The sequence below is a fragment of the Chitinophaga varians genome, from assembly GCF_012641275.1.
Taxonomy (GTDB): Bacteria; Bacteroidota; Bacteroidia; order Chitinophagales; family Chitinophagaceae; genus Chitinophaga; species Chitinophaga varians_A.
In genome coordinates this window covers 2,712,435-2,732,304 of the sequence record NZ_JABAIA010000001.1, presented here as the reverse complement: position 1 = coordinate 2,732,304, position 19,870 = coordinate 2,712,435, and the positions used below count along the sequence as shown (strand labels likewise).

At 42.4% G+C, this 19,870-nt stretch carries 24 protein-coding genes, 1 tRNA gene and 1 pseudogene; 19 read left to right on the top strand and 7 right to left on the bottom strand.

What is annotated here, in order from left to right:
* Positions 1 to 30: 30 nt before the first annotated feature.
* On the bottom strand, positions 31 to 1,278 hold the full coding sequence (gene nusA / locus HGH92_RS11120) for a transcription termination factor NusA (RefSeq protein ID WP_168870785.1): 1,248 nt from the start codon (positions 1,276 to 1,278) through the stop codon (positions 31 to 33).
* 16 nt (positions 1,279 to 1,294) lie between these two features.
* Positions 1,295 to 1,759 carry a ribosome maturation factor RimP gene (gene rimP, locus HGH92_RS11115; RefSeq protein ID WP_247654868.1) on the bottom strand — a complete coding sequence of 155 codons (465 nt, stop codon included), beginning with the start codon at positions 1,757 to 1,759 and terminating at the stop codon, positions 1,295 to 1,297.
* Between the two features lie 160 nt (positions 1,760 to 1,919).
* On the opposite strand from rimP, the gene HGH92_RS11110 reads away from it, so the two are divergent.
* The 3 genes from HGH92_RS11110 to HGH92_RS11100 all read left to right on the top strand — a co-directional run bounded on the left by HGH92_RS11110 (position 1,920) and on the right by HGH92_RS11100 (position 2,901).
* Entirely contained in the window at positions 1,920 to 2,216 is a 297-nt protein-coding gene (locus HGH92_RS11110) for a DUF2752 domain-containing protein (RefSeq protein ID WP_168870783.1), read from the top strand.
* Between the two features lie 6 nt (positions 2,217 to 2,222).
* Positions 2,223 to 2,576 carry a TM2 domain-containing protein gene (locus tag HGH92_RS11105; protein ID WP_168870782.1) on the top strand — a complete coding sequence of 118 codons (354 nt, stop codon included), beginning with the start codon at positions 2,223 to 2,225 and terminating at the stop codon, positions 2,574 to 2,576.
* Between the two features lie 76 nt (positions 2,577 to 2,652).
* Complete coding sequence (locus tag HGH92_RS11100) at positions 2,653 to 2,901, top strand: DUF4834 family protein (RefSeq protein ID WP_168870781.1); 249 nt, start codon at positions 2,653 to 2,655, stop codon at positions 2,899 to 2,901.
* A gap of 36 nt (positions 2,902 to 2,937) precedes the next feature.
* Here HGH92_RS11100 and HGH92_RS11095 read toward each other — a convergent pair whose 3' ends face one another.
* A complete protein-coding gene (locus tag HGH92_RS11095; protein WP_168870780.1) occupies positions 2,938 to 3,564 on the bottom strand; it encodes an HAD family hydrolase in 627 nt (208 codons plus the stop codon).
* Positions 3,565 to 3,698: 134 nt separating this feature from the next.
* Here HGH92_RS11095 and HGH92_RS11090 point away from each other — a divergent pair.
* A tRNA-Ile gene (locus HGH92_RS11090) sits at positions 3,699 to 3,772 on the top strand.
* Positions 3,773 to 3,902: 130 nt separating this feature from the next.
* Here HGH92_RS11090 and HGH92_RS11085 read toward each other — a convergent pair.
* The gene (locus tag HGH92_RS11085) at positions 3,903 to 4,265 is read right to left on the bottom strand and encodes a hypothetical protein (protein WP_168870779.1); all 363 of its coding nucleotides are present in this window, start codon (positions 4,263 to 4,265) and stop codon (positions 3,903 to 3,905) included.
* Positions 4,266 to 4,427: 162 nt separating this feature from the next.
* Between HGH92_RS11085 and HGH92_RS11080 the strand changes: the two genes are divergently transcribed.
* The 8 genes from HGH92_RS11080 (at position 4,428) to HGH92_RS11045 (ending at position 11,440) form a co-directional block, all read left to right on the top strand.
* Positions 4,428 to 5,348, top strand: coding sequence for a hypothetical protein (locus HGH92_RS11080; protein ID WP_168870778.1), 921 nt, complete (start codon positions 4,428 to 4,430; stop codon positions 5,346 to 5,348).
* Positions 5,349 to 5,456: 108 nt separating this feature from the next.
* Complete coding sequence (locus HGH92_RS11075) at positions 5,457 to 5,789, top strand: helix-turn-helix domain-containing protein (protein ID WP_168870777.1); 333 nt, start codon at positions 5,457 to 5,459, stop codon at positions 5,787 to 5,789.
* Positions 5,790 to 5,809: 20 nt separating this feature from the next.
* Entirely contained in the window at positions 5,810 to 6,700 is an 891-nt protein-coding gene (locus HGH92_RS11070; protein ID WP_168870776.1) for a toprim domain-containing protein, read from the top strand.
* 61 nt (positions 6,701 to 6,761) lie between these two features.
* Positions 6,762 to 7,124: a plasmid mobilization protein gene (locus HGH92_RS34315; RefSeq protein WP_410493885.1), complete on the top strand. Its 363-nt coding sequence runs from the start codon at positions 6,762 to 6,764 to the stop codon at positions 7,122 to 7,124.
* Positions 7,105 to 8,268 carry a relaxase/mobilization nuclease domain-containing protein gene (locus HGH92_RS11060; protein WP_168870774.1) on the top strand — a complete coding sequence of 388 codons (1,164 nt, stop codon included), beginning with the start codon at positions 7,105 to 7,107 and terminating at the stop codon, positions 8,266 to 8,268. The genes HGH92_RS34315 and HGH92_RS11060 overlap by 20 nt, the downstream gene beginning before the upstream one ends.
* Before the next feature lie 788 nt (positions 8,269 to 9,056).
* Complete coding sequence (locus tag HGH92_RS11055; RefSeq protein WP_168870773.1) at positions 9,057 to 9,314, top strand: helix-turn-helix domain-containing protein; 258 nt, start codon at positions 9,057 to 9,059, stop codon at positions 9,312 to 9,314.
* A gap of 38 nt (positions 9,315 to 9,352) precedes the next feature.
* Positions 9,353 to 10,876, top strand: a complete 1,524-nt coding sequence (locus HGH92_RS11050) for a hypothetical protein (protein WP_168870772.1) — start codon at positions 9,353 to 9,355, stop codon at positions 10,874 to 10,876.
* Between the two features lie 258 nt (positions 10,877 to 11,134).
* On the top strand, positions 11,135 to 11,440 hold the full coding sequence (locus HGH92_RS11045) for a phage antirepressor KilAC domain-containing protein (RefSeq protein ID WP_168870771.1): 306 nt from the start codon (positions 11,135 to 11,137) through the stop codon (positions 11,438 to 11,440).
* Between the two features lie 111 nt (positions 11,441 to 11,551).
* Here HGH92_RS11045 and HGH92_RS11040 read toward each other — a convergent pair whose 3' ends face one another.
* The gene (locus HGH92_RS11040; protein ID WP_168870770.1) at positions 11,552 to 12,775 is read right to left on the bottom strand and encodes a tyrosine-type recombinase/integrase; all 1,224 of its coding nucleotides are present in this window, start codon (positions 12,773 to 12,775) and stop codon (positions 11,552 to 11,554) included.
* Between the two features lie 539 nt (positions 12,776 to 13,314).
* Here HGH92_RS11040 and HGH92_RS34310 point away from each other — a divergent pair.
* The 6 genes and pseudogenes from HGH92_RS34310 to HGH92_RS11015 form a co-directional block, all read left to right on the top strand.
* Positions 13,315 to 13,644 (top strand): annotated as a pseudogene (locus HGH92_RS34310) (YegP family protein); the annotation flags it as partial.
* 36 nt (positions 13,645 to 13,680) lie between these two features.
* Positions 13,681 to 13,866 carry a helix-turn-helix domain-containing protein gene (locus tag HGH92_RS34305; protein WP_343744835.1) on the top strand — a complete coding sequence of 62 codons (186 nt, stop codon included), beginning with the start codon at positions 13,681 to 13,683 and terminating at the stop codon, positions 13,864 to 13,866.
* Entirely contained in the window at positions 13,863 to 14,198 is a 336-nt protein-coding gene (locus HGH92_RS11030) for a HipA N-terminal domain-containing protein (RefSeq protein WP_168870769.1), read from the top strand. Before HGH92_RS34305 ends, HGH92_RS11030 begins: the two co-directional genes overlap by 4 nt.
* Complete coding sequence (locus HGH92_RS11025) at positions 14,188 to 15,138, top strand: HipA domain-containing protein (protein ID WP_168870768.1); 951 nt, start codon at positions 14,188 to 14,190, stop codon at positions 15,136 to 15,138. Before HGH92_RS11030 ends, HGH92_RS11025 begins: the two co-directional genes overlap by 11 nt.
* 105 nt (positions 15,139 to 15,243) lie before the next feature.
* The gene (locus tag HGH92_RS11020) at positions 15,244 to 15,516 is read left to right on the top strand and encodes a hypothetical protein (RefSeq protein ID WP_168870767.1); all 273 of its coding nucleotides are present in this window, start codon (positions 15,244 to 15,246) and stop codon (positions 15,514 to 15,516) included.
* A 112-nt stretch (positions 15,517 to 15,628) separates the two neighbouring features.
* A complete protein-coding gene (locus tag HGH92_RS11015; protein ID WP_168870766.1) occupies positions 15,629 to 16,927 on the top strand; it encodes a hypothetical protein in 1,299 nt (432 codons plus the stop codon).
* Between the two features lie 98 nt (positions 16,928 to 17,025).
* Here the strand turns inward: HGH92_RS11015 and HGH92_RS11010 are convergent, their stop codons facing one another.
* Together HGH92_RS11010 and HGH92_RS11005 are read right to left on the bottom strand one after the other, a co-directional pair.
* The gene (locus HGH92_RS11010; RefSeq protein ID WP_168870765.1) at positions 17,026 to 18,114 is read right to left on the bottom strand and encodes a TIR domain-containing protein; all 1,089 of its coding nucleotides are present in this window, start codon (positions 18,112 to 18,114) and stop codon (positions 17,026 to 17,028) included.
* A gap of 77 nt (positions 18,115 to 18,191) precedes the next feature.
* Entirely contained in the window at positions 18,192 to 18,779 is a 588-nt protein-coding gene (locus tag HGH92_RS11005; protein WP_168870764.1) for a sigma-70 family RNA polymerase sigma factor, read from the bottom strand.
* A 103-nt stretch (positions 18,780 to 18,882) separates the two neighbouring features.
* Here HGH92_RS11005 and HGH92_RS11000 point away from each other — a divergent pair, with 103 nt between their 5' ends.
* Positions 18,883 to 19,863, top strand: coding sequence for a FecR family protein (locus tag HGH92_RS11000; protein WP_168870763.1), 981 nt, complete (start codon positions 18,883 to 18,885; stop codon positions 19,861 to 19,863).
* Positions 19,864 to 19,870: the final 7 nt, after the last annotated feature.

The window sequence follows — 19,870 nt, the reverse complement described above, 5'->3', positions numbered from 1 at the left end:
CCTTTACCTGGGAAGGTTTCTGGCTGGGCTTTATTCTTTGTCAAACTCTTCCTGTAATATTCTTCTTATATCCTGCACTGTCTCTTCTTCCAGATCTGAACGGCGAACCAGTTCTTCAGTGGTCAGCTCCAATACGCTGCGGGCAGTGTCACAACCTATTCTTTTCAGCTCATCAATGATCCATTCTTCGATTTCATCTGAGAATTCTTCCAGATCGATATCAAATTCGGCTTGTTCCTGCGCTTCGTCACGGAAGACATCAATTTCGAAGCCTGTGAGTTCGCAGGCGAGTTTGATGTTAACGCCTTTTTTACCGATGGCCAGTGATACCTGGTCAGGGTTGAGGTAAACGGAAGCGTATTTGTTTTCGCTATCTACTTCCATGCGGCTGATCCGGGCTGGTGTGAGGGAGCGTTGAATCAACAGCTGGATGTTGGTAGTATAGTTAATGATATCGATATTTTCGTTTCTGAGTTCGCGCACGATGCCGTGGATGCGGCTACCTTTCATACCTACGCAGGCGCCTACCGGGTCGATACGGTCATCGTAGGATTCAACGGCCACTTTTGCTCTTTCACCGGGTTCGCGGACAATTTTCTTGATCACGATCAGGCCGTCAAATATCTCAGGCACTTCAATTTCCAGCAATTTAGCCAGGAAGGATGGATGTGTACGGGAAAGAATGATGAGTGGCGCGTTGTTTTTCATTTCCACTTTCTTTACTACCGCTCTAACATTTTCTCCTTTCTTGAAATAATCTGTCGGAATCTGTTCAGATTTGGGCAAAATTAACTCATTCCCTTCATCATCAAGCAATAAAACTTCTTTTTTCCAAACCTGGTATACTTCCCCGGTAACAATTTCGCCGGCTTTGTCGGCGTATTTCTTTACCAGGATGTTCTTTTTCAGGTCACCGATACGGGCGGAGAGGGTTTGTTTGGCGGCGAGGATAGCCCTGCGGCCGAAGTCGAGGATCTCTACTTCTTCATAAAGATCTTCCCCAATCTGGTAGTCCGGTTCAATTTTAATGGCCTCTGAGTAGGCGATCTGCGCATTGTCATCTTCCACTTCACCGTCAGACACGATAGTGCGGCGGCGTAATATTTCAAGGTCACCTTTCTCTGTATTTACGATCACGTCAAAATTCTCATCTGAGCCATACTTCTTTCGCAGCAGTGTTTTGAACACATCTTCCAATACCTTCATCAACGTAGGGCGGTCAATGTTTTCCGCCTCCTTAAACTCGGTGAATGACTCAATCAGGTTAATACTAGCCATGTTTATGTATTATATTTTAAAACACGATGCACACTTTGGTGTGCTTTATTTCATTTAGTGTTAATTCGGTTTGTTTGGTTTCTTTCTTTTTGCCGATTGTTTCCTCGATGGTGATGGAGTCATCCGTAACCGCCAGCAATGTACCTTCTTTCACTGCACCGTCAAGGAGGGTGACCTCCACTTTGCGGCCAATGTTTTTCAGGTATTGTCTGTGCAGCTTCAGGGGCTCGTCCAGCCCGGGGGAAGAAACTTCCAGGGAGAAATCGTTGTCAGGAAAGAGCTCACTGGTTTCCAGCAGTGCGTAGAGTTTACGGTTGAAAGACACCAGTTTGTCTACTGGTATCCCCTTATCCCCATCTATAAAGAGTTTTACGTTATTGGTGGGTTTTATCCTGATGTCTACCAAAAAATTGTCGGGATCGTTAGCCAGCAGTCCTTCTGCCAGGTCCCGGATAGCTTTTATCACTTGTTCGTTTGCCATACAAAAAACGAGAAGGGGACGTTCTCCCGTCCCCTTCGTTTGAATCATTTTTCCTGATGCAAATCTACAAATTATTTTAATTGAAAAACAAAATCTTTAACTTGAAGAGAATTCAAGACCGCAAGCAGCCCCATCTGGATAACATATTTAATTTTTTTTAATGATATTTACATTCCTGAAAAAGTTACATCTGGAATTGCTGGCCTGGCCGGCAGGGCTGATATGTTTATTTTTTCTGGACCCGGCTGCCGGTCAGCCCTCCCTGTGCCTGTTTAAAAATATCGGTATTCCTTTCTGTCCCGGCTGCGGGCTGGGCCACGGAATCCACTTTTTTCTGCATGGCCGGTGGCAGGAAGCCGTTCACCACCACTGGTTAGCACCCGTTACGGTAGTAATGCTGATTTACCGGACCGTCCAGGTGGCACGGTTCCAATACGCAGAATTTAAATTACAATAAATCGTTATGTCTGATTATTCATTTGCCATGTTGCCGGGCATCGAACAGGAGGAAATGTTGTGGCTACAGGAGCTGACAAAAAGCTACAGTACTGACAACAAACAACGTTTCCTGGCCTTGTACCAGTCCCGCCGGAAAGATCCCCAGATGATCCTGATCTGTTGCCTGATCGGACTGATAGGCACCGCTGGGATCCAGCGCTTTGTGCTCAACCAGATCGCCATGGGCATTCTCTACCTGGTGACTTTGGGCTTTTGCTTCGTAGGTACCATCATTGACGCCGCGAACCACCGTAAGCTGACCTGGGAATACAATAAAAAGGAAGCGCTGACGAGCGCTGCGCTGCTGGGATTGTCCTGAAAGCAACGTTAAAGAAACCTTAAAATCAGCGGATTATCCGGTCTCCGGAAAGATAATCCGCTACCTTTGTCGCATTATGTTGAGATTTTTACTATACATGTTTTTTGCGTGGCTGCTGTACAAGCTGGTATTTGAGTTTATCATACCGGTTTACAGGTCCACCAAGGCGGTTCGTAAACAGATGAACGACATCCAGCAACACATGCGCCAGCAGTATGAGGAGCAACAGTCAGCCCATAACTATGGCCAGGGACAGTCCTCCCAGGGGCCGGCACCCAAACCGCCGAAAAGAGACGATTACATCGACTTTGAAGAAATCAAATAAAGAAAGGCCGCATCATTGCGGCCTTTTTCATTATCATCAGCCGTTCTGCGGCCTGAAAATATCCAGTATCGTTTTCGGCGCCTGCAGGTGGAGTGTCTGTAACCCCACCACCTTCGCCCCTTCTATATTGGGCAACGTATCATCAATAAATAATGTCTCTTCCGCTTTTAGCCCGTTCTCGTCCAGCACCATCTGGTAAGATTCACGGTCCGGTTTCCGGTGGCCCATCAGATGGGAATAATACGCCTTATCGAAAAACACCGCCAGCGACGGAATGCCTCTTGTGTCCTGCAGCATTTTGTTGAATGTTTCCAGATGGATGGCGTTCGTATTGCTCAGCAGATACATGCCATAATGTTGCCTTAACTGTTGCAGCAACTGTAAACGTTGCAGGGGAAAGTCCAGCAACATGGCATTCCATGCCGCAATGATCTGCTCCTCCGTTACCCCTTCGGCGACATGTTTCTTCATTTCCGCCACAAATGCTTCCGGTGTGATATGCCCCGTTTCCAGGTTGTCGAATAACCGCGAACCCTTGAACTGGTTATATAACTGCTCAAAATGTTGCACGCCCAATGCCGTAAAAGCCTCACGGGTCAGCTGATAATTGATATTAAGAATCACCCCACCCAGGTCGAAGATGATATTTTTTATGCCTTTCATAGTATACAAAGAAAGCAGATTTTTTACAGTATAGGCGTACCCGTGCCCACAGTTAAAAAAAATTTAGGATAATTCGGGGAAATAATTAACTTTGCCGTCCCTTGAAAAAGGGAATCCCCCTGTTCTTCGGAACCGCTCCTATAGCTCAGTTGGTTAGAGCACTTGACTCATAATCAAGGGGTCCCAGGATCATGCCCTGGTGGGAGCACACTACACTAAAGGCTTTCAGCGCGGATGCGTTGGGAGCCTTTTTTCATTTGATACATGTTTTGATACATGTTTTCGGGAGCGGAGGCTGAAATGGTTTTACGGAAAAATGACAAATAGTTAATCACTTATTATCTAAATAAGCTGATTGCTGCAACCACAAAGGCGGCTGCCGTAATTATCAACGTCCACAAGGCTATGCGAAAGATCAATTTATTGTATCTCCTATTTTCTTCGTGGTTAAGACGGTCTTTTGAAAAGCCTCCTTGGGAAGTAAAAAATCGCCCTTCCATCGTCAACTGCATTTCCCAAAAGGGGGCAGAAGGAAAGGTATACATTTTAATATATCCCTTATGCTCTAAATACCGTATGAGTTTCATATCTGTATACTCCCTACCTAAGGATTCAAGAAATTCCAGACCAAATGATGATTTACCAGTTGCGGACTGCTCAAGCATCTCATTTAGTATTTTATCAAGTATATAATCTTTCATTATTTTAAAGTGTTATTTTGGTAGCGGCTATTTGTACATGACAACATGTGTCGCTTGGAATAATAATGTAATTTAACCATTCTGAGCTTTATTGCGAGCTATAACGCAATTGATGTAATCATCTATGGCATTTTCTTACTTGAAAAAATCTTGAGACCATAAATGAAGAGCCGTATTAAAGTAAGTTTCCCAACAAAGCTACTATCCAACCATAATTACCTAAATGAGGTTCCTGTTGAAGGAAAAACCACAAACAGGTTTAACTTCATGATAGGTTGGTATGAACTATACGCAAATCAAATTATCCGGACCGGGAACTGTATTACCCTGTTGAGTACCCCGTATGCTATAACAATTGATACTTTCTGGAATACAAATCACTTTGAGGATATCAGCAAGTATGTATTCTGGACCTTTAACGATAGTTTTCAGCAGAAATTAATTCAACAGCTGGCATCAATTCCAGATTCAGTAATAACCAGGTGTAATGACCTGTTAACTCAATTCGCATTCCCATACAATGAAGCGGACCATATTAACCCTGACGAGGAATTACAATGGTGTTTTGTGAAAAATACCTCTTTAAAAAAGTCAGGGAAGTATGAACTGATGTATTGCCGGGACCGGGAGAACAGAACCGCCATAAAATCTGCTCTGGCAGCTTTTATTGATCGTTCGACTGCTGAACAGGTTACCGTAACTATAGCCAATGAAGCTGCCCCTTCTTTTTTGAGTATGTTAGTTCCCAGCAATGGTAGCCAGCTGGTAACACTCAATTATATTAATGAAAAAGTAAAAGCGTCCGGGTGTAAATTTGACGTCTTCCGGTCAGTTAAGAAATCTAAGGGTAACCGCAATCCTTACGGCTTTAATGGCTGTGTCGCTGCCGTCATTGACCACTTCTATCAACTCAATTATTTCGTTTCCACGTACTCGTTAGAGGATATTTTCCAAGCTTATTTTGAATATACAGGTAACGGTATCGCAAAATTCAGCACTTTTATGTCCGAATTCAGGCAGGATAACAGTTACTTAAAACATATGAAAATGCTTAAAAAATTGAATATTAATAAATTAAGATGAAGATTTTAATCATTCCCTAATTGCCTAAATCGCTTCCCTAATCTCCCTGATTTCCCGTCCTTCCCTGTGGATATTGCAAACAGTTGATAACAATTAAATCAAACTGTTATGGCAATTATTAATCCATTCGATTTAATCATTTCTAAAATTGACGTTTTACAGGCATCTGTAAACGGCTTGCGCGAAAACAACAAGAAACCTATTGTTGTTCAGCCGGAAGATCCTGACAGATTGTTGAATCTGGTGGAAGCCGCAAATGTTCTGCGTAAGCCAGTGGGGACTGTTCGTTATTACATTCACCACAAATCACTACCAGCCATTAAGGTAGGTAAAGGATATGTAGTGAAACATTCTGCATTGATGGCATGGGTTAATGAATTCCAGATGAGGCCCAATGAGAATCCGGCTGGCCGGATGAGATACCGATTTGCAAAACGCTAAAATACTACTAAATGCAACGTGTGAAAGACCTGAAGAAATGGGATTTAGTAGACCTGTTATCTAAACTCGGCTACGAGCCTAGTAGGGTAATAAGGGACGATTACTGGTACTTATCCCCGCTTAGAGTAGAGAAAACACCATCATTTAAAGTAAATCGGCGGCTGAACGTCTGGTATGACCACGGTAGGGGTCAGGGTGGTGACCTGATCGATTTTGGGTGTCTGTATAACAACTGTTCTGTCAGCGACCTTCTGAAAAAATGGGACGGCCTCCCCTCCCCTGCTTTTTCTTTTCACCCGCTAGTTGCTGGTGAAAAGAAAAATATTGCCAGAGATGGCATTGCTGTTCTGGGAATAAGACCAATTGCTGATCACCATTTATTGAGGTATTTAGACAGCAGAGCGATAGCGCACTCTCTGGCTGCCTCTTACTGCAAGGAGGTAGACTTTTCCCTGCATAACCGCCAATATAGGGCCCTTGGATTCCAGAATAACGCCGGAGGCTATGAGTTGAGAAATGCTGACTTTAAGGGCTGTTGTGCGCCGAAGGACATCACCCTGATTACCAATGAAGGGCGACAGCTGAACATATTTGAAGGATTTTTTAGTTTTCTTTCATACCTGGCCTGTCAGAAAGAAGTGGGAACAACCGGCGATGATTTTCTGATATTGAACTCTCTTGCGCTATCGGGAAAAGCCACGGACCTAACAGAGAAGTACCATAAAATCTCCTTGTATTTGGATAATGATGACGCCGGGAGGCGAGCAGCCCAATCCCTAAAAACGAGTGACAGAATCTTAGATTGTTCATCGCTTTATCACGGATTTAAGGACATAAATGACTGGTGGGTAAATCAGAATAAGCCCATGCAAAAGGTTATGAATACTGTCCGGCGTGGGCTTCGTCGTTAGGAGCAAGCCATGTTTCCGCTACGCTTCAACGGCTTGAAAAATTGGTAGTCACTTCGTTCTAATGCTTGAAATTATGGCAAGACCCAGGAAAAATGAAAGTGAAAAACGTACCCTTCAGGTGAATATCCGATTGACATTATGTGAGAATCAAAGAGTCACTGAACTGGCAAAATCGGCCGGTATCACCCCTGCCAATCTCATTCGACAAAAATTTTTTTCAGGCAGGTTTCCGGTAGTAAAACACTCCCCCATTGAAATTGATCTGTATCGGGAACTCCATAAGATTGGCGTAAATCTCAATCAGGCCACCCATAGGATTAATAGAAACGAGTTCCCCGGAGAGTATTTATCTATTCTGATACAGCTTTCCAGGAATGTTAACCATGCTATTAAACTGTTAGTAGATGACGGCCGATCAGGTTAAGGGAAAGCGATTTAGAGGGGCATTGCGCTATAACCTGGCTAAAGTGGAAAAAGGTGTTGCGGAGATATTGGACACTAATTTTTCCGGTATCGGAGAAAATATTATAATGAAAGAAGTCGCTATGATAAAGGCTTTGCGTCCTAATCTTCAGAAATATTTTTATCATACCTCATTGAACTTTCCACCTAAAGAAAATTTATCAAATGAACGGATGAAATCTATTGCCAAAGACTATTTATCGGAGTTGGGCTTTAATCAACATCAGTTTATTGTCTTCCGGCATCGGGATGCAGATCACCCTCATATTCACATTCTGGTAAATAGAATTGGTTTTGACGGTAAAGTTGTTTCAGACAGCCAGGATTATGCCCGCAGTGAAAAGGTAATTAGGGACCTCGAGAAGAAATATAATCTCACTCCCGTAACATCCAGTAGGCAAGCCGTGGAACGGGCAATGACAAAGAACGAAATGGAAATGATGAAGCGTACCGACACGCTATCTGTAAAGCTTAAACTTCAGACGATCATTGGTAATGCCCAAAAACAAAGTCATTCCGTTCCCGATTTTATACAGGCACTAGAAGCCCGGGGGATAAATATACTCTTTAATCAGGCCCAGACTGGTTTTGTAAGCGGTATTAGCTACGGTTTTGAAGGTTTAATTTTTAAAGGTTCAGCCTTGGGCAACGGTTTTAAATGGACACAGTTAAAAGGAGGGTTAGACTATGAACAAGAAAGAGATCATGCAACAATATGCGAAACAAACACTAGGACAAGATCCATCCTATCAGATAATGGATTACGGCAAAGTGCTGGAGATGGTGCAATCCATCAAACAGTGGCATCAAACATGCCTAAACGAACAACAGCGTCTGCACAGAGAACACCTGGAGAGGATGACACAAGCATATCGAATTTTGCGAGCGGACAGCGCCAATCTTCACAGAAATTTGGACGAACTGAATCAGCTTGTGAGGAACCTTCACAGCGGCACTTTGAATTATCTGAAGTTGCAAAGGAGGCGGGAATTCTGGTTGGCGGTATTATCCGGGGTTTGCTCAGCCCTGTTGATACTGATAATTATGAAGATATGGCTACTATAAATGAGTTCAAAAAGAAGAAGAAAAGGAAGATCCGGCGCTGATAAGTAAAAACGGCAATTGCATAGAGCAATTGCCGTTTTTACTTATCAGCGTAAGGCAGAAATTATTGTGTATGTTTTGTCCATTGCCTCTTTTGTGACTCGTAATATACAGTCTTTTTCTGCGTTGCTGAGAACTACGGGCCGTCTTGCGTCAGATTGATCAACGGCCTGACACCGCAATTTCCTATAAAATGTTGGGGTACTCCAGTTACATTCTTTGCATACCGTCTCTCTAATCGCATGCGGCATTTTCGTAAAGTGATCGTGTAAGATTGATAATACGTTCTCTAATTTTTCCATGGTAAAACAGTTTATTGGTTAATAGAATTTGAGGGTTGTACCCCTTGAAGAAAGTCAAAGCGTGGGCAATACGGTCTTTAAAGCCGTTCAATTTCTGTATTAAATAATCCGGAGAAGTGTTGGGAGAGAGCAATAAAAAAGACGCAGAGCCCAACAGAGTGTCCTGGAGGTACTGGTATACCTGGCGACGACTAAGTGAGCCCATGCGCCATAGCATGGGCTACTCACCTTGTATCCCTCGTCGCCTTTCAAATTACCAGTTTTCCAGGACGAGATCTAAAGCAAGAAGCTTGAATATCTTTAGATCACTAAAATAAAGAATTTGCGTTTTCCTAACCTGATAGCAGTTTCATAATAACAATATTTGTTAGCAAATTAAGTAAAAAAATAATAAAAACCACTTATTAGTAGTAAAATATAAGTAGTTTCTTATCAGTAGTAACATATAAATGGTTACTTATTTGTAAACTATTCATTTATTTTACTATATGGATAGCAAAAAAGAAAACTCCAAGAAAATACACCTTGATCCGGATGACCAACTAGCAAAGTTGGGCGCACGAATCAAGGCGCTCCGCATCAAAGCCGGATACAAAAACTATGAGGTTTTCGCGTATGAAAATAATATCCCCAGAGCCCAGTATGGTCGCTATGAGCAAGGAAAGGACCTGCGGTTTAGTAGCTTGGTGAAGGTCGTGAGTGCCTTGGGAATGACGATGGAGGAGTTTTTTAAGGAGGGGTTTTAATATACATTAAGGAAGAAATAAAAGAAGAGACACTACATATGCTCACAAATATCCCTCGCAGTTATAAATTCAGATTTGAAAACAATTTTATTGATTTTTTAAATTTAATCAAGACAGCCTCAGTTACCTTTAAGGGACAAGATCTTGAGATTGATGGACAGCTGGAAGGGCACTCAGATATTAGCTTCAATTTATATCGTGGTATAGACAAGTTTAAACGCGTTCTATCTGACGCATGGCATGACAGCAATAATAGCTTGGAGGAAACGCTGGACAATACATACCTCAAAACGGACAAGTTTTTTTTATTATCAAGATATATTACAGAAGTTGAATCAATCCAACAACTACTAACAATCGAAAAAGGGGATTTTTCGCATAAAAATTTTTATTTCTCCAATATTTCAACAGAACAAAAATATCAGGTAGTTACCCTCGATCAAAAGGAATTTCAAGAGTATTATTTTTGGATGGATCATTATGTTAAGAAGATGCTATCCTATCTAAATCATATAAAATCGGCCATTGAAAATGTTCCACAAGAAGAGTTTAGAATTCCAGAGTATATGAAGCCTGACCCGAATGACTCTTCCTTTGAAAATCCGATAGGTTGTTTTGAATACCTTTTCCTTAACAACGGAATCTCAAGGATGCGAAACCAATTTGTGCCGACAGAAGAAGATTATTATCATAACGATATAATTTATGATAAAGAGAAGGAGGTTCTAACCATTCATGATCAAGATCCGGAGACGGGTGAGTGGGAAACTAAGGTAGTTCATTTTAAAGATAAGTATCGTAACAGATTATATAGTTCGTTCTTATTAAGCAGAAAACTAATTGATGAGCATATTAATAAGGACAAGAAAGATGATGAGATTAGAACTTTTATATCTCTCATTCTTGGAAAGCTCAAATATCTACTCAAATCTATAGAGAGTAATAAAGACGCAATAAAATATGAAGAAAGTCCCAAGCCCATAAGGGGATTGATCAGATATCTTTATGAGAAGTATGATTTTTTTTGCCCAAAGGCGGATGATTTGGTTGAGGATATTTTGTCAGAAAAGATAAAAAAAATAGAGCAAAGCCCCCCTTCAAAACTTATCCCCCAATTATCGAATACTATAAATGTTTTTATGTTTAAGCGAAGAAATATAGAAACATTTTCAACCATTTTATATCATGGTCTAACGACGGGCCAATTAATATCAAAAGAAACTGATATTCAAAAAATACGTAAAGCTTTTGATGGAACAGCTCAGGTACACCCACTTAAAATTCGGTGGATAGATAGAGGTAAAAATGGGAAATGTAATAAACAAACCCTGTTGTATCTTTTTCGACGATTAATAGAAGAGGGGATTATAGAAGAAATAACAGATAATAAACTGCTATTTCAAAGGCTAAACTTTGTATTTGTCGATGAGAATGGAGAGCAGCTTCAATATTTGAAGGAAAGTAAGGCAGCTGCTGGTAAGAGTTCTAAAACAATAACCTATTCAAAAAAAGTAATTGATACTGCCATTAAGGATATAAATACTGCAACTTATGGTAAATAACGCAGCATATCATACCTTAACCTTAACTCTGATAGCTTAATTGTTCGGGTCAAGCTATTTTCTTATCTACAATTTTACCCCAGATAATACTGTATTTTGAAAGGAATAACGTCTTATAGCAGGGGTAAGATATCCTGTCATATTGTGTTTAGGCTCTTTGTTTGCTTACCCTTTTTCGCAGTCTGATATCCTGCATGACTGCTGTAGGGTATCATAATTTTTATAACACAGGGCTAAAGCTCCAAAAAGAATTACAACATGACAATGAATACTATACCACTACAGGATGAGTGGTTTGATATGAAGAAAGCCGCCAAGCTACTTAATGCTAAGATGGGCCGTACCAAATTGTATCGCTACTTAAGAGAGGAAGGGGTTTTAATGAGCGATAATGAACCTTATCAACAGTATGTTGATGCCGGTTATTTTAAGCTGATAACCAAGGACATCAGAGGGAGAATGGGGCAACTGCTCTTCCGTCAGCCTGTGACGCTGGTGTCTATGAAAGGAGTTGACTTTATAAAGACAAAAATTAGTCGTTCTGCTGATGATGGTAAAAAATAAATCAAAAAGCGAATACCGTATCGGGATTTTTACATCCTGATACGGTATTTTATTATATTAAAAACAAACACTATGAGCCTGTCTATCCCCTATGATCTACTATTAAAATTTTCAAAACTCCACCAAATTCCTCGCATACTCCGCTTGTACCCCCATCTCAAACCCCGCAAAATACCTCTCCGTGGTCATCAGACTTTGATGCCCAAGGTTAGTGCTGGCCAGCTTCAGCGGTGCGCCACTCTGAACAAGAATCGTAGCATATGAATGCCGGGCCACATAAGTCGTCACCGGCATCTCAAAGCCCAGATCCTCTCCTATCTTCTTCATCCACTTATTGGTGTTCTTTGTGAACTGTTTCACCTTCTTACGGATGGTTTCTGCATCGTCACCGATTTCGGCAATGTTGAAGATATAGCCGTCAGCGTGGGTGAACGGCTGGCCCCATTTGGCGATGATCTGGTCAATGTACGTGTTCCGGGTGGCTATAATGTTAACAGGACTCCCCTTGGTGGTACGTTTCGTCTTTTCCCGGAGGAAAGTAATATAGGATGGGTGGGCGTTTCGATGCTTCAGTAAAGCAATATCCATCATATTAATCCCATTACACAGGTAGCTAAATATCCAAAAGTCCTTGGCTTTGGAAATGCCGGAGTCAGGAGGCACAGGATATTCAAAAACTTGCTTTAGTTGCGCTTTGGATAAGGCTTTTTTGATGTTTTTACCAGTGGGGATAATGTATTTACGCTTCCCGAAGGGATAAGCCTCTGGCTTGATAAGGCCATTTTCGCGGGCTATATTCATAATGGTACGGAGCGGCCGCAGGTAAATGCCTACCGTCGTAATGGACCGACCCCGGGAAAGCATCCAGGCTTCAAACCCTTCCAGATACTCTTTGGTGATATGGGCGAGCTGAGGAGCCCTCCGGTACTTTTTCAGACAGTTAATAGATGAAGTGTAGGAGTCGGCGGTACCGTGCTGGTCTTTTGATTTTAATTCAGATATATAGTTATTGTATAATATTTCGATAGATTCCGTGTAAATCCGCTCCTCGAAAAAGCTGGACTCAAATTGAGAAAAGGAGAACGGAACAATCCCCTCGCAGCACCGTTCTGCGTCTTTTTCAATAATACCTATCTCCTGACGGATTCGCCGAAGGTCGCCTTTGGCTTCAGCCGTATTCAGCTGGTCCCATTCCGCCGCCGTGGCGTCGTAGCCAGTGGCGTAGTACTTGCGGACCCCTTTATAAGTTACCCGGAGCTTTAAGGGGAACCGCTCCCTGTTTTTAACCCTCCGGAGGTCCGGAACCACTTTAATATTCACCTTATCCTGCTTCATGATAATTTCAGTGATTGTTTTTGATACATATTTTGATACATGTTTCTTAAAAATATCCCGAAATGATATGATGCAAGTGTAGGTATAAATTCGATACAAAGAGCCATGGTAAAGGCTTACTGATGTAATCGGGGGGTAACTGAAAGTAACTGAAAACATGAATTTTAATGACTCATAATCAGGGGGTCCCAGGATCATGCCCTGGTGGGAGCACACTACACTAAAGGCTTTCAGCGCGGATGCGTTGGGAGCCTTTTTTCATTTGCATACTTTTCTTTCGTTTAATTTCAATACTATATCATTTATTGATTTAGATTTTTCTCTTTTAAGATGCTGTTTTGTTTCTTAATAAAATTGAAGGTGAATAGTCATTGGTTTTAATAGAATAGCGTTATAATGGGACTGTACCCGATAGGGTGTATTTTGAAGTGATTTTTGTTTTTATGTACCCGATAGGGTATATTTTCCTGAGAAAATCTAAAAAAATAATCCCGATAGGGTATAAAAAACTGTATTTTTATTAACAAGCATTCAATTCTATGGGCACTTTCGTAATTACCCGTCAGCCTAATGGTGAATATCGGTTTGTCCTTAAAGCAGGCAATGGAGAAATTATACTTGCCAGTGAAACATATGCGACTAAGATTGCTGTGGAGAATGGCATCGCTTCAGTAGTCAGTAATAGTCCACGTAAAGAACGATATGAATCTAAAAGCACCTCAAATGGTAAATATTACTTTAATCTAAAGGCTTCGAATGGCCAGGTTATTGGCGCGAGCGGAATGTACCAATCAGAAAGTAGTAGGGACAACGGAATCCAGTCTGTTATGAGAAATGCTGTTGGTGCGCAAATTGAAGATAGTACAGTAACGGATGAATTACTTTCTGTAACAACCTCGCAGTTTGTGAGAGAAAGACGCAGACAAATTGGGCTTACCCAGGAAGAGTTGGCGTTTAAGGCTGGCGTAGGATTGAGGTTTATTCGGGAACTGGAGCGCGGAGATAAGGATACATTACGTATCGATAAAGTAAACCAGGTATTGAAACTGTTTGGTTATATTTTGGGCCCTGTTCAAATCAACAGATCATGAGAACAGCTGAAATTTATATGCATGGGTGGCTGGCGGGTTGGTTATCTGAAACAGAGCGAGGCTATGAGTTTATTTATGATGAACTTTACTTGTCTGATTCAATGCATCAACCGATCAGTAAAACATTGCCATTACAAGCGAAACCATTTACCAGCACTGTAATGTTTCCCTTTTTTGATGGATTGATACCAGAGGGATGGTTATTGAATATTGCGGAGAGAAATTTTAAACTAAATGGAAGGGATAGAATGGGCTTGTTGCTTGCTTGTTGTGAAGACTGTATAGGAGCTGTTAGTGTTAAACCTTTAATCAGGCTGCAAGATGAAAAGTAATCGTTGCCTTTATTGTTATAAGGAATTATCAGAAACAGAGGTTGACTTCCATTCACGTTGCAGCAGACTTTTTTTTGGGACTTCCCGACCTCCTGAATTGCCATATACGGAAAATCAACTGAAAGAGTTGGCCCAAAAAATTATTAATAGTCATGTTGGCTTAACCGGGGTACAGCCAAAGTTGTCCCTTGATTTGACAGGAGATAATAACTCGGGGAAAGAACGCCTTACAATTGTGGGGACACTTGGTGGTGGGTATATTTTGAAGCCGCATATGGAAAAATTTCCGACGCTGCCTGTGGTCGAAGATCTAACTATGCATTTAGCGAAACTTGCGGGGATAATGACTGTCCCACATAGCCTCATCAGGATGAAGTCGGGGAACCTGGCTTATATTACCAGAAGAATAGACCGGCAAGACGGGCAGAAAATCCATATGGAAGATATGTGCCAGTTATCGGAACGTTTAACAGAAGACAAATACAAAGGATCTTATGAGCAGGTTGCACGTGTGATTTCCAGATTTTCAGATGCGCCGGGGCTGGACGTAGTCAATTTTTTTGAGCAAGTCCTTTTCTGTTTTATTACGGGTAATGCAGACATGCATCTGAAAAATTTCTCTCTGATAAGTTCGTCTGGTCGCGGGTATGGACTTTCGCCTGCCTATGATATGGTGTCTACCGCGTTGGTAATGCCTGAAGACGATGAAGATCTGGCGCTGACATTGAATGCAAAAAAGAAGAAAATAAGAAAGAAAGACTTCGAGACGGCCTTTAAAACAGCTCAGTTAAATGCAAATCAGATTGAAAACTTGTTTAAAAGGATAAAACGATTCGTCTCCCTGGCGAATGATTTCATTGATATCAGCTTTCTAAGTGAAGAAGATAAAAATATATACAAAGAAATCATTCAGGAAAGGGCACAACGATTAGAACGCTAATACCAGGTTTACAATCAGCGGAGCCTTTTTTCATTTAAGTTTACTGGTTTTCCGGTATAGGTCGCACCCCATGAAAAATCTAGTTTTGAATAAACTATCAGGACTATGTTTTCTCCAACCTGTAAATCTATATTCATTGCAGCCGTGGGGTTTGCAGTAATGCCCGGAAATGCCCGGTCGCAAAGTAAATTCGACCCCAAACTGCTGGCGCCTGGCAGAAGTACCCTCACCTGTTACACCGTAAAAAATGGTAAAGAATCGCCGATAGGTACTTTTACTGTCAGGCTTCATACTGCCGGCGATAAACTCACGGTGACGGCAGGAGCCAATGTGGAAAAAGTTGTGACGGTGAGCAAGCCGGAGAGAAAGTGGAGGTGAAACTAAAGAAGACAAGAATGTAAGGTACTAGTGCCGCTTACAGACCAGCAGATTTTATGCTATATGTTGCTCTAATGACTAATTTTGTATGGTCAGATAAACTATCACAATTATGCTTTCTCCATTTCGTAACTCAATATTCATCGCAGCCACATTAATTGCTGCCATTTCAGGCAAAGCCCTGGCGCAGGGTAAATTCGACCCTAAGCTGTTGAAGGATAGCAAGACCACGTTGGTGTGCTATCTTGTCAATGACGGCAGTGAACAGGCGATCGGTACTTTTACCATCGGTGTCAATACTGCCGGCGGGAAACTCTCCCTTACCACTACCACCGCCATCGCCGGGCTGGAACCGTGGAAAGATACGGCCGTATCAGATCTGAATACCTTCAAACCTATCTACGTTGCCTCCCACAATACCATGAAAGACATGGAGTTGCATTTCGGCAATGATGTTACCGGTTATCATGTTGACAAAAAAACAGGCGAGAAGAAACAGATCAAAGAGGCGGGGAAACAGCCCTTTGTTGACAGTTATTCCTATCCTTTCCTGTTGTCCCTCCTGCCGTTGGCTTCCGGCTACAAAACCGACCTGTCAGTATTTGAATACAAACCAACCAATACCGATAATGTGAAAAAAGTGGTGGTGGAGGAAGTTAAAAACAATACGTACGTCAGTAAATTCACCGGAAAACACGATGTATGGGAAGTGTCTGTCGTAGAACCGGCAACCAATGATAAAATGGTCTGCCTGATCGATAAAAAGACCCGTCGCCTCTGGCAGATGGAAGAGATGGCCAACGGCCAACATATCAGAATGGTAGATATGGAGACTGACTTTAACTCCATCAAAGCACCTTTCGATAAAACGGCAACCATGAAAATGGTGAAAGACGGTAACGCCATCATCTCCGGACAGGTATTTGCCCGCGACTTCGACGAAGGCAACAGACTACAGGTGGTGAATATAAAAGCTAAACAAGTCGCCGCCAAAGGCACCCAGGTGATCCTCATCCCTTATAACGATTACTTTAAGGAATGGATCAAGGTAAACGAAGACCAGCGGAAAAAAGGCCGGGAAGGTATCGCAATTTCAGATGATGCCGCCCAGTGCATCAAAAGCACCAGAGTATACGATGACAACGGTCATTTCGAGTTCGTGAACCTGATGCCGGGAGAATACCTGCTGTATTCGGAATTTAGTTTTTCACACGGTTATACGCAAAGCGAAGTAGTGGGTTACACAGATCACTATATTAACGGGATGTTCCAGGGCACCAGCACCAATACCGTAAACCGGGACTATAGTACCGGCGTAGGCGCCACCGTGAAGAAAGTGGTAACGGTGAGCAAGCCCGGAGAAAAAGTGGACGTGAAATTGAAGAAAACCAAGACCTGGGAAGCGAGGTGATTTTTATATCATATTGAAAGGCCTTCAGCACCATACGCTGAAGGCTTTTTTATTTAGTTTCATAACAGCTATAAGCTAAAATAGTATACTACTCTAACTTATGGCTGTTGTTGATTGTATGAACTAAGTTTGCTTAAATAATATTCGCTAAATATTTCTATTACTCTATCTACTCCTTTGGGGGAAGCAATTTCAAAATTGATCTGCTCAATGGAATCCTTATTCTCTTTCCTAATATTAATTACTCGTTTTATTTCATTAGGCATACCATTAATTGCATTAAGAATAACTTTCGACCATCCATTCATTATCGTCTTTATCTCAGCTAGTCCTGATGGCGGTTCGGGTTCATTTACACGGTATTCCCATGCTAATAGTTCTTTACAGTAAGCAATAATTCGGTTTACGGCGCTTTTAATCTCTAAAACATTGCCAGATACGCCAGGTGGGCCAAATGATGTGTTTAGTTCGTTTAGGATGTTGGGAAAGATCGTTACAATTCTTTGCATGTCATTTAGACTTTCTTGAAACCATTCCTGATATCCTTCTTCAGAATATTTTTTTGATCGGTTAAATACAAAGCCTTTTTCCAGCTCTTTGTAACTCTGATTAATGTCTATTAGCTTAGATGATAATAGTTCAGCGGCTAAAAGATACTCCCATCCAAACGGCTTCTCAATAGCAATTCTTTTAGACTCCTTGGTTTCGTTTTGTAGGTCATTAAGATTATTGTATACAAAATTTGTTAACTTTTCTCGAACCTGATTACAAAATGGACCTAGTGCGGCTTTAAGATTTCCGTCTTCCCTGTTGATATCGAACAGTCCCGGAGCAACTCCTAATAGATCTGTTGGAAGGTGGAATGGTTCGCTATTCCTTGGGGTAACAAAAAAAACCTTATCTTTTCCTAATCTGCCTATAAATAACCCAAGTTCAAAAATGACATTATCGCGGATGGTATTTTTTTTATCATTCCGCATTATAGTAATATCATCTGGCTTGAAGACGAAAATTGCAAAATCAAAATTCCCAAGTGCGGCAATTAGGTCATCAAGGGTACTGCTTGATAGTTGAAAAATACCCTGATTCCAAACGGTAACATTGGCGTCGTAATCTAAATTTTCCTGAATTGCATTTGCTATGTTTAAGGCTTCTACAGAGGAGCCAACGAATATCCTTGGTTTCATGGGGTAATACAGGTTGTATAATAGACCAATATACGATATATATCAATATAACTTATTCCTTTGGGGTAGGACTTTGCCTACACCCACCTCTCCACTACCGCCAGTCCCACTACCGCTATCACGCCATAATCCTTAAACTCGCTTCGCATCACCTGTAGCGCTTTACCCATGTGCTTCTCCACGGCCTTCACGGAGATGCCTAAACGCTCAGCTATTTCCTTATAAGACAGCTCATCTCTTCTGCTCATCAAAAAAATTTCTCTGCTGCGGGCGCTGAGCCTGTCCAGTGCTTCGCCGAAGCGTTTTTCCAGTAATTGCAGGTCGTAGTTGCAGGTGTTTTCGGTGACTTCGGGGGTAAGCAGCTGTTGATGGTGTTGGTCATGGATCAGGGAGTTGCGCAGCTCATTGAGGATGCGGTTGCGCAGCGCACTGTGGAGGTATGCGCGCAGGTTGGTGATATCTCCGAGGGAGGAACGTTTCCGGTACAGGGTAAGAAATATTTCCTGTAGCAGGTCTTCCAGCAAATGCGGCACGGGCAGCTTTTTGAAAGCGGCCAGGTACAGTGCCTGCGCATGTCGGTCGTACAACGCCTTGAAGGCGTTGTTATCGTCGCGTGCCAGCAGGGCTGTGAGTTCGTGGTCGGATAAGGTGGAATACGCGGTCATTCGGGCCAAAAGTTAAAAAAATAAAAGCGATGTTGATAGTATCTCCCTAAAAAAGAAAAAAGAAGGGGTAGGGTGGACAAAAAGTTATGTGTCTTATATAGACATGCAACCAGATACAACCGATCGGCAGCTGCTGGAGCTGCTGGACAAATACCTTAAGGGGGACTGTACGGAACAGGAACGGCAACTGCTGGAGTCCTGGTACGAAGCCTATGAATCCCGGCTGGCGGACGATGGTCCTGCTGAGCTGCCGGCGCTGTACGACCATATGGTGGTCCGGTTGCAGGCTGAAGAGGAATGGGCTGTGCCTGTTAAAAAGATGCGTAGCTGGTGGAAAGTGGCTGCCGCGCTACTGGTATTGATTGCCGGTACGCTGCTGGTGTGGGTTTTAAGCTCTTCCCGGATGGAAGAAGTACGTACGCTGGCGGGACATCACCGACAGGTGACCCTCCCCGATGGCACGCTGGTATGGCTCAATGTCAGCAGCAGCCTTAAGTACAGCACCGGTATGAAAAACGGTAAGCGCGACGTGTACCTGGAAGGGGAAGGTTATTTCGATGTGGCCGCCAGCGACCGCTACCCTTTTATCATTCATACAAAAGATATCACGGTAAAAGTGCTGGGTACGCGGTTTAACCTGAAAGCCTATACGGGCGAATCGCTGGAAACCTCCCTTCTGCAGGGAAAGGTGGCGGTAAGCCTGAACCATCGGCCGGAGAAATCATTACAACTGTCACCACAATATAAACTGACACTCACCCGCAAAGAGGCCGCTGAACAGGCCTCCGGGGAGGACTGGGGCGAATTTATAGCGGAAGTGCTGCCCATACAACGGGAAGGCGAAACCGAAATACTCTGGCAGAAAGATAAAATGGAATTCCACGACAAACCATTTTCCGAGCTGGCCAGGATTATGGAAAGATGGTACGGCAAAACCATCATTATTAAAGACACATCGCTCAACAGCAACCGGTTCAACGGTACCTTCCGCAGGGAAGACATCAACCGGGCGCTGAAAGCCTTACAAATCACTGCTGACTTTAACTATAAAATCAAGGGAGATACAGTAATCATTTATAAATAATCAACCA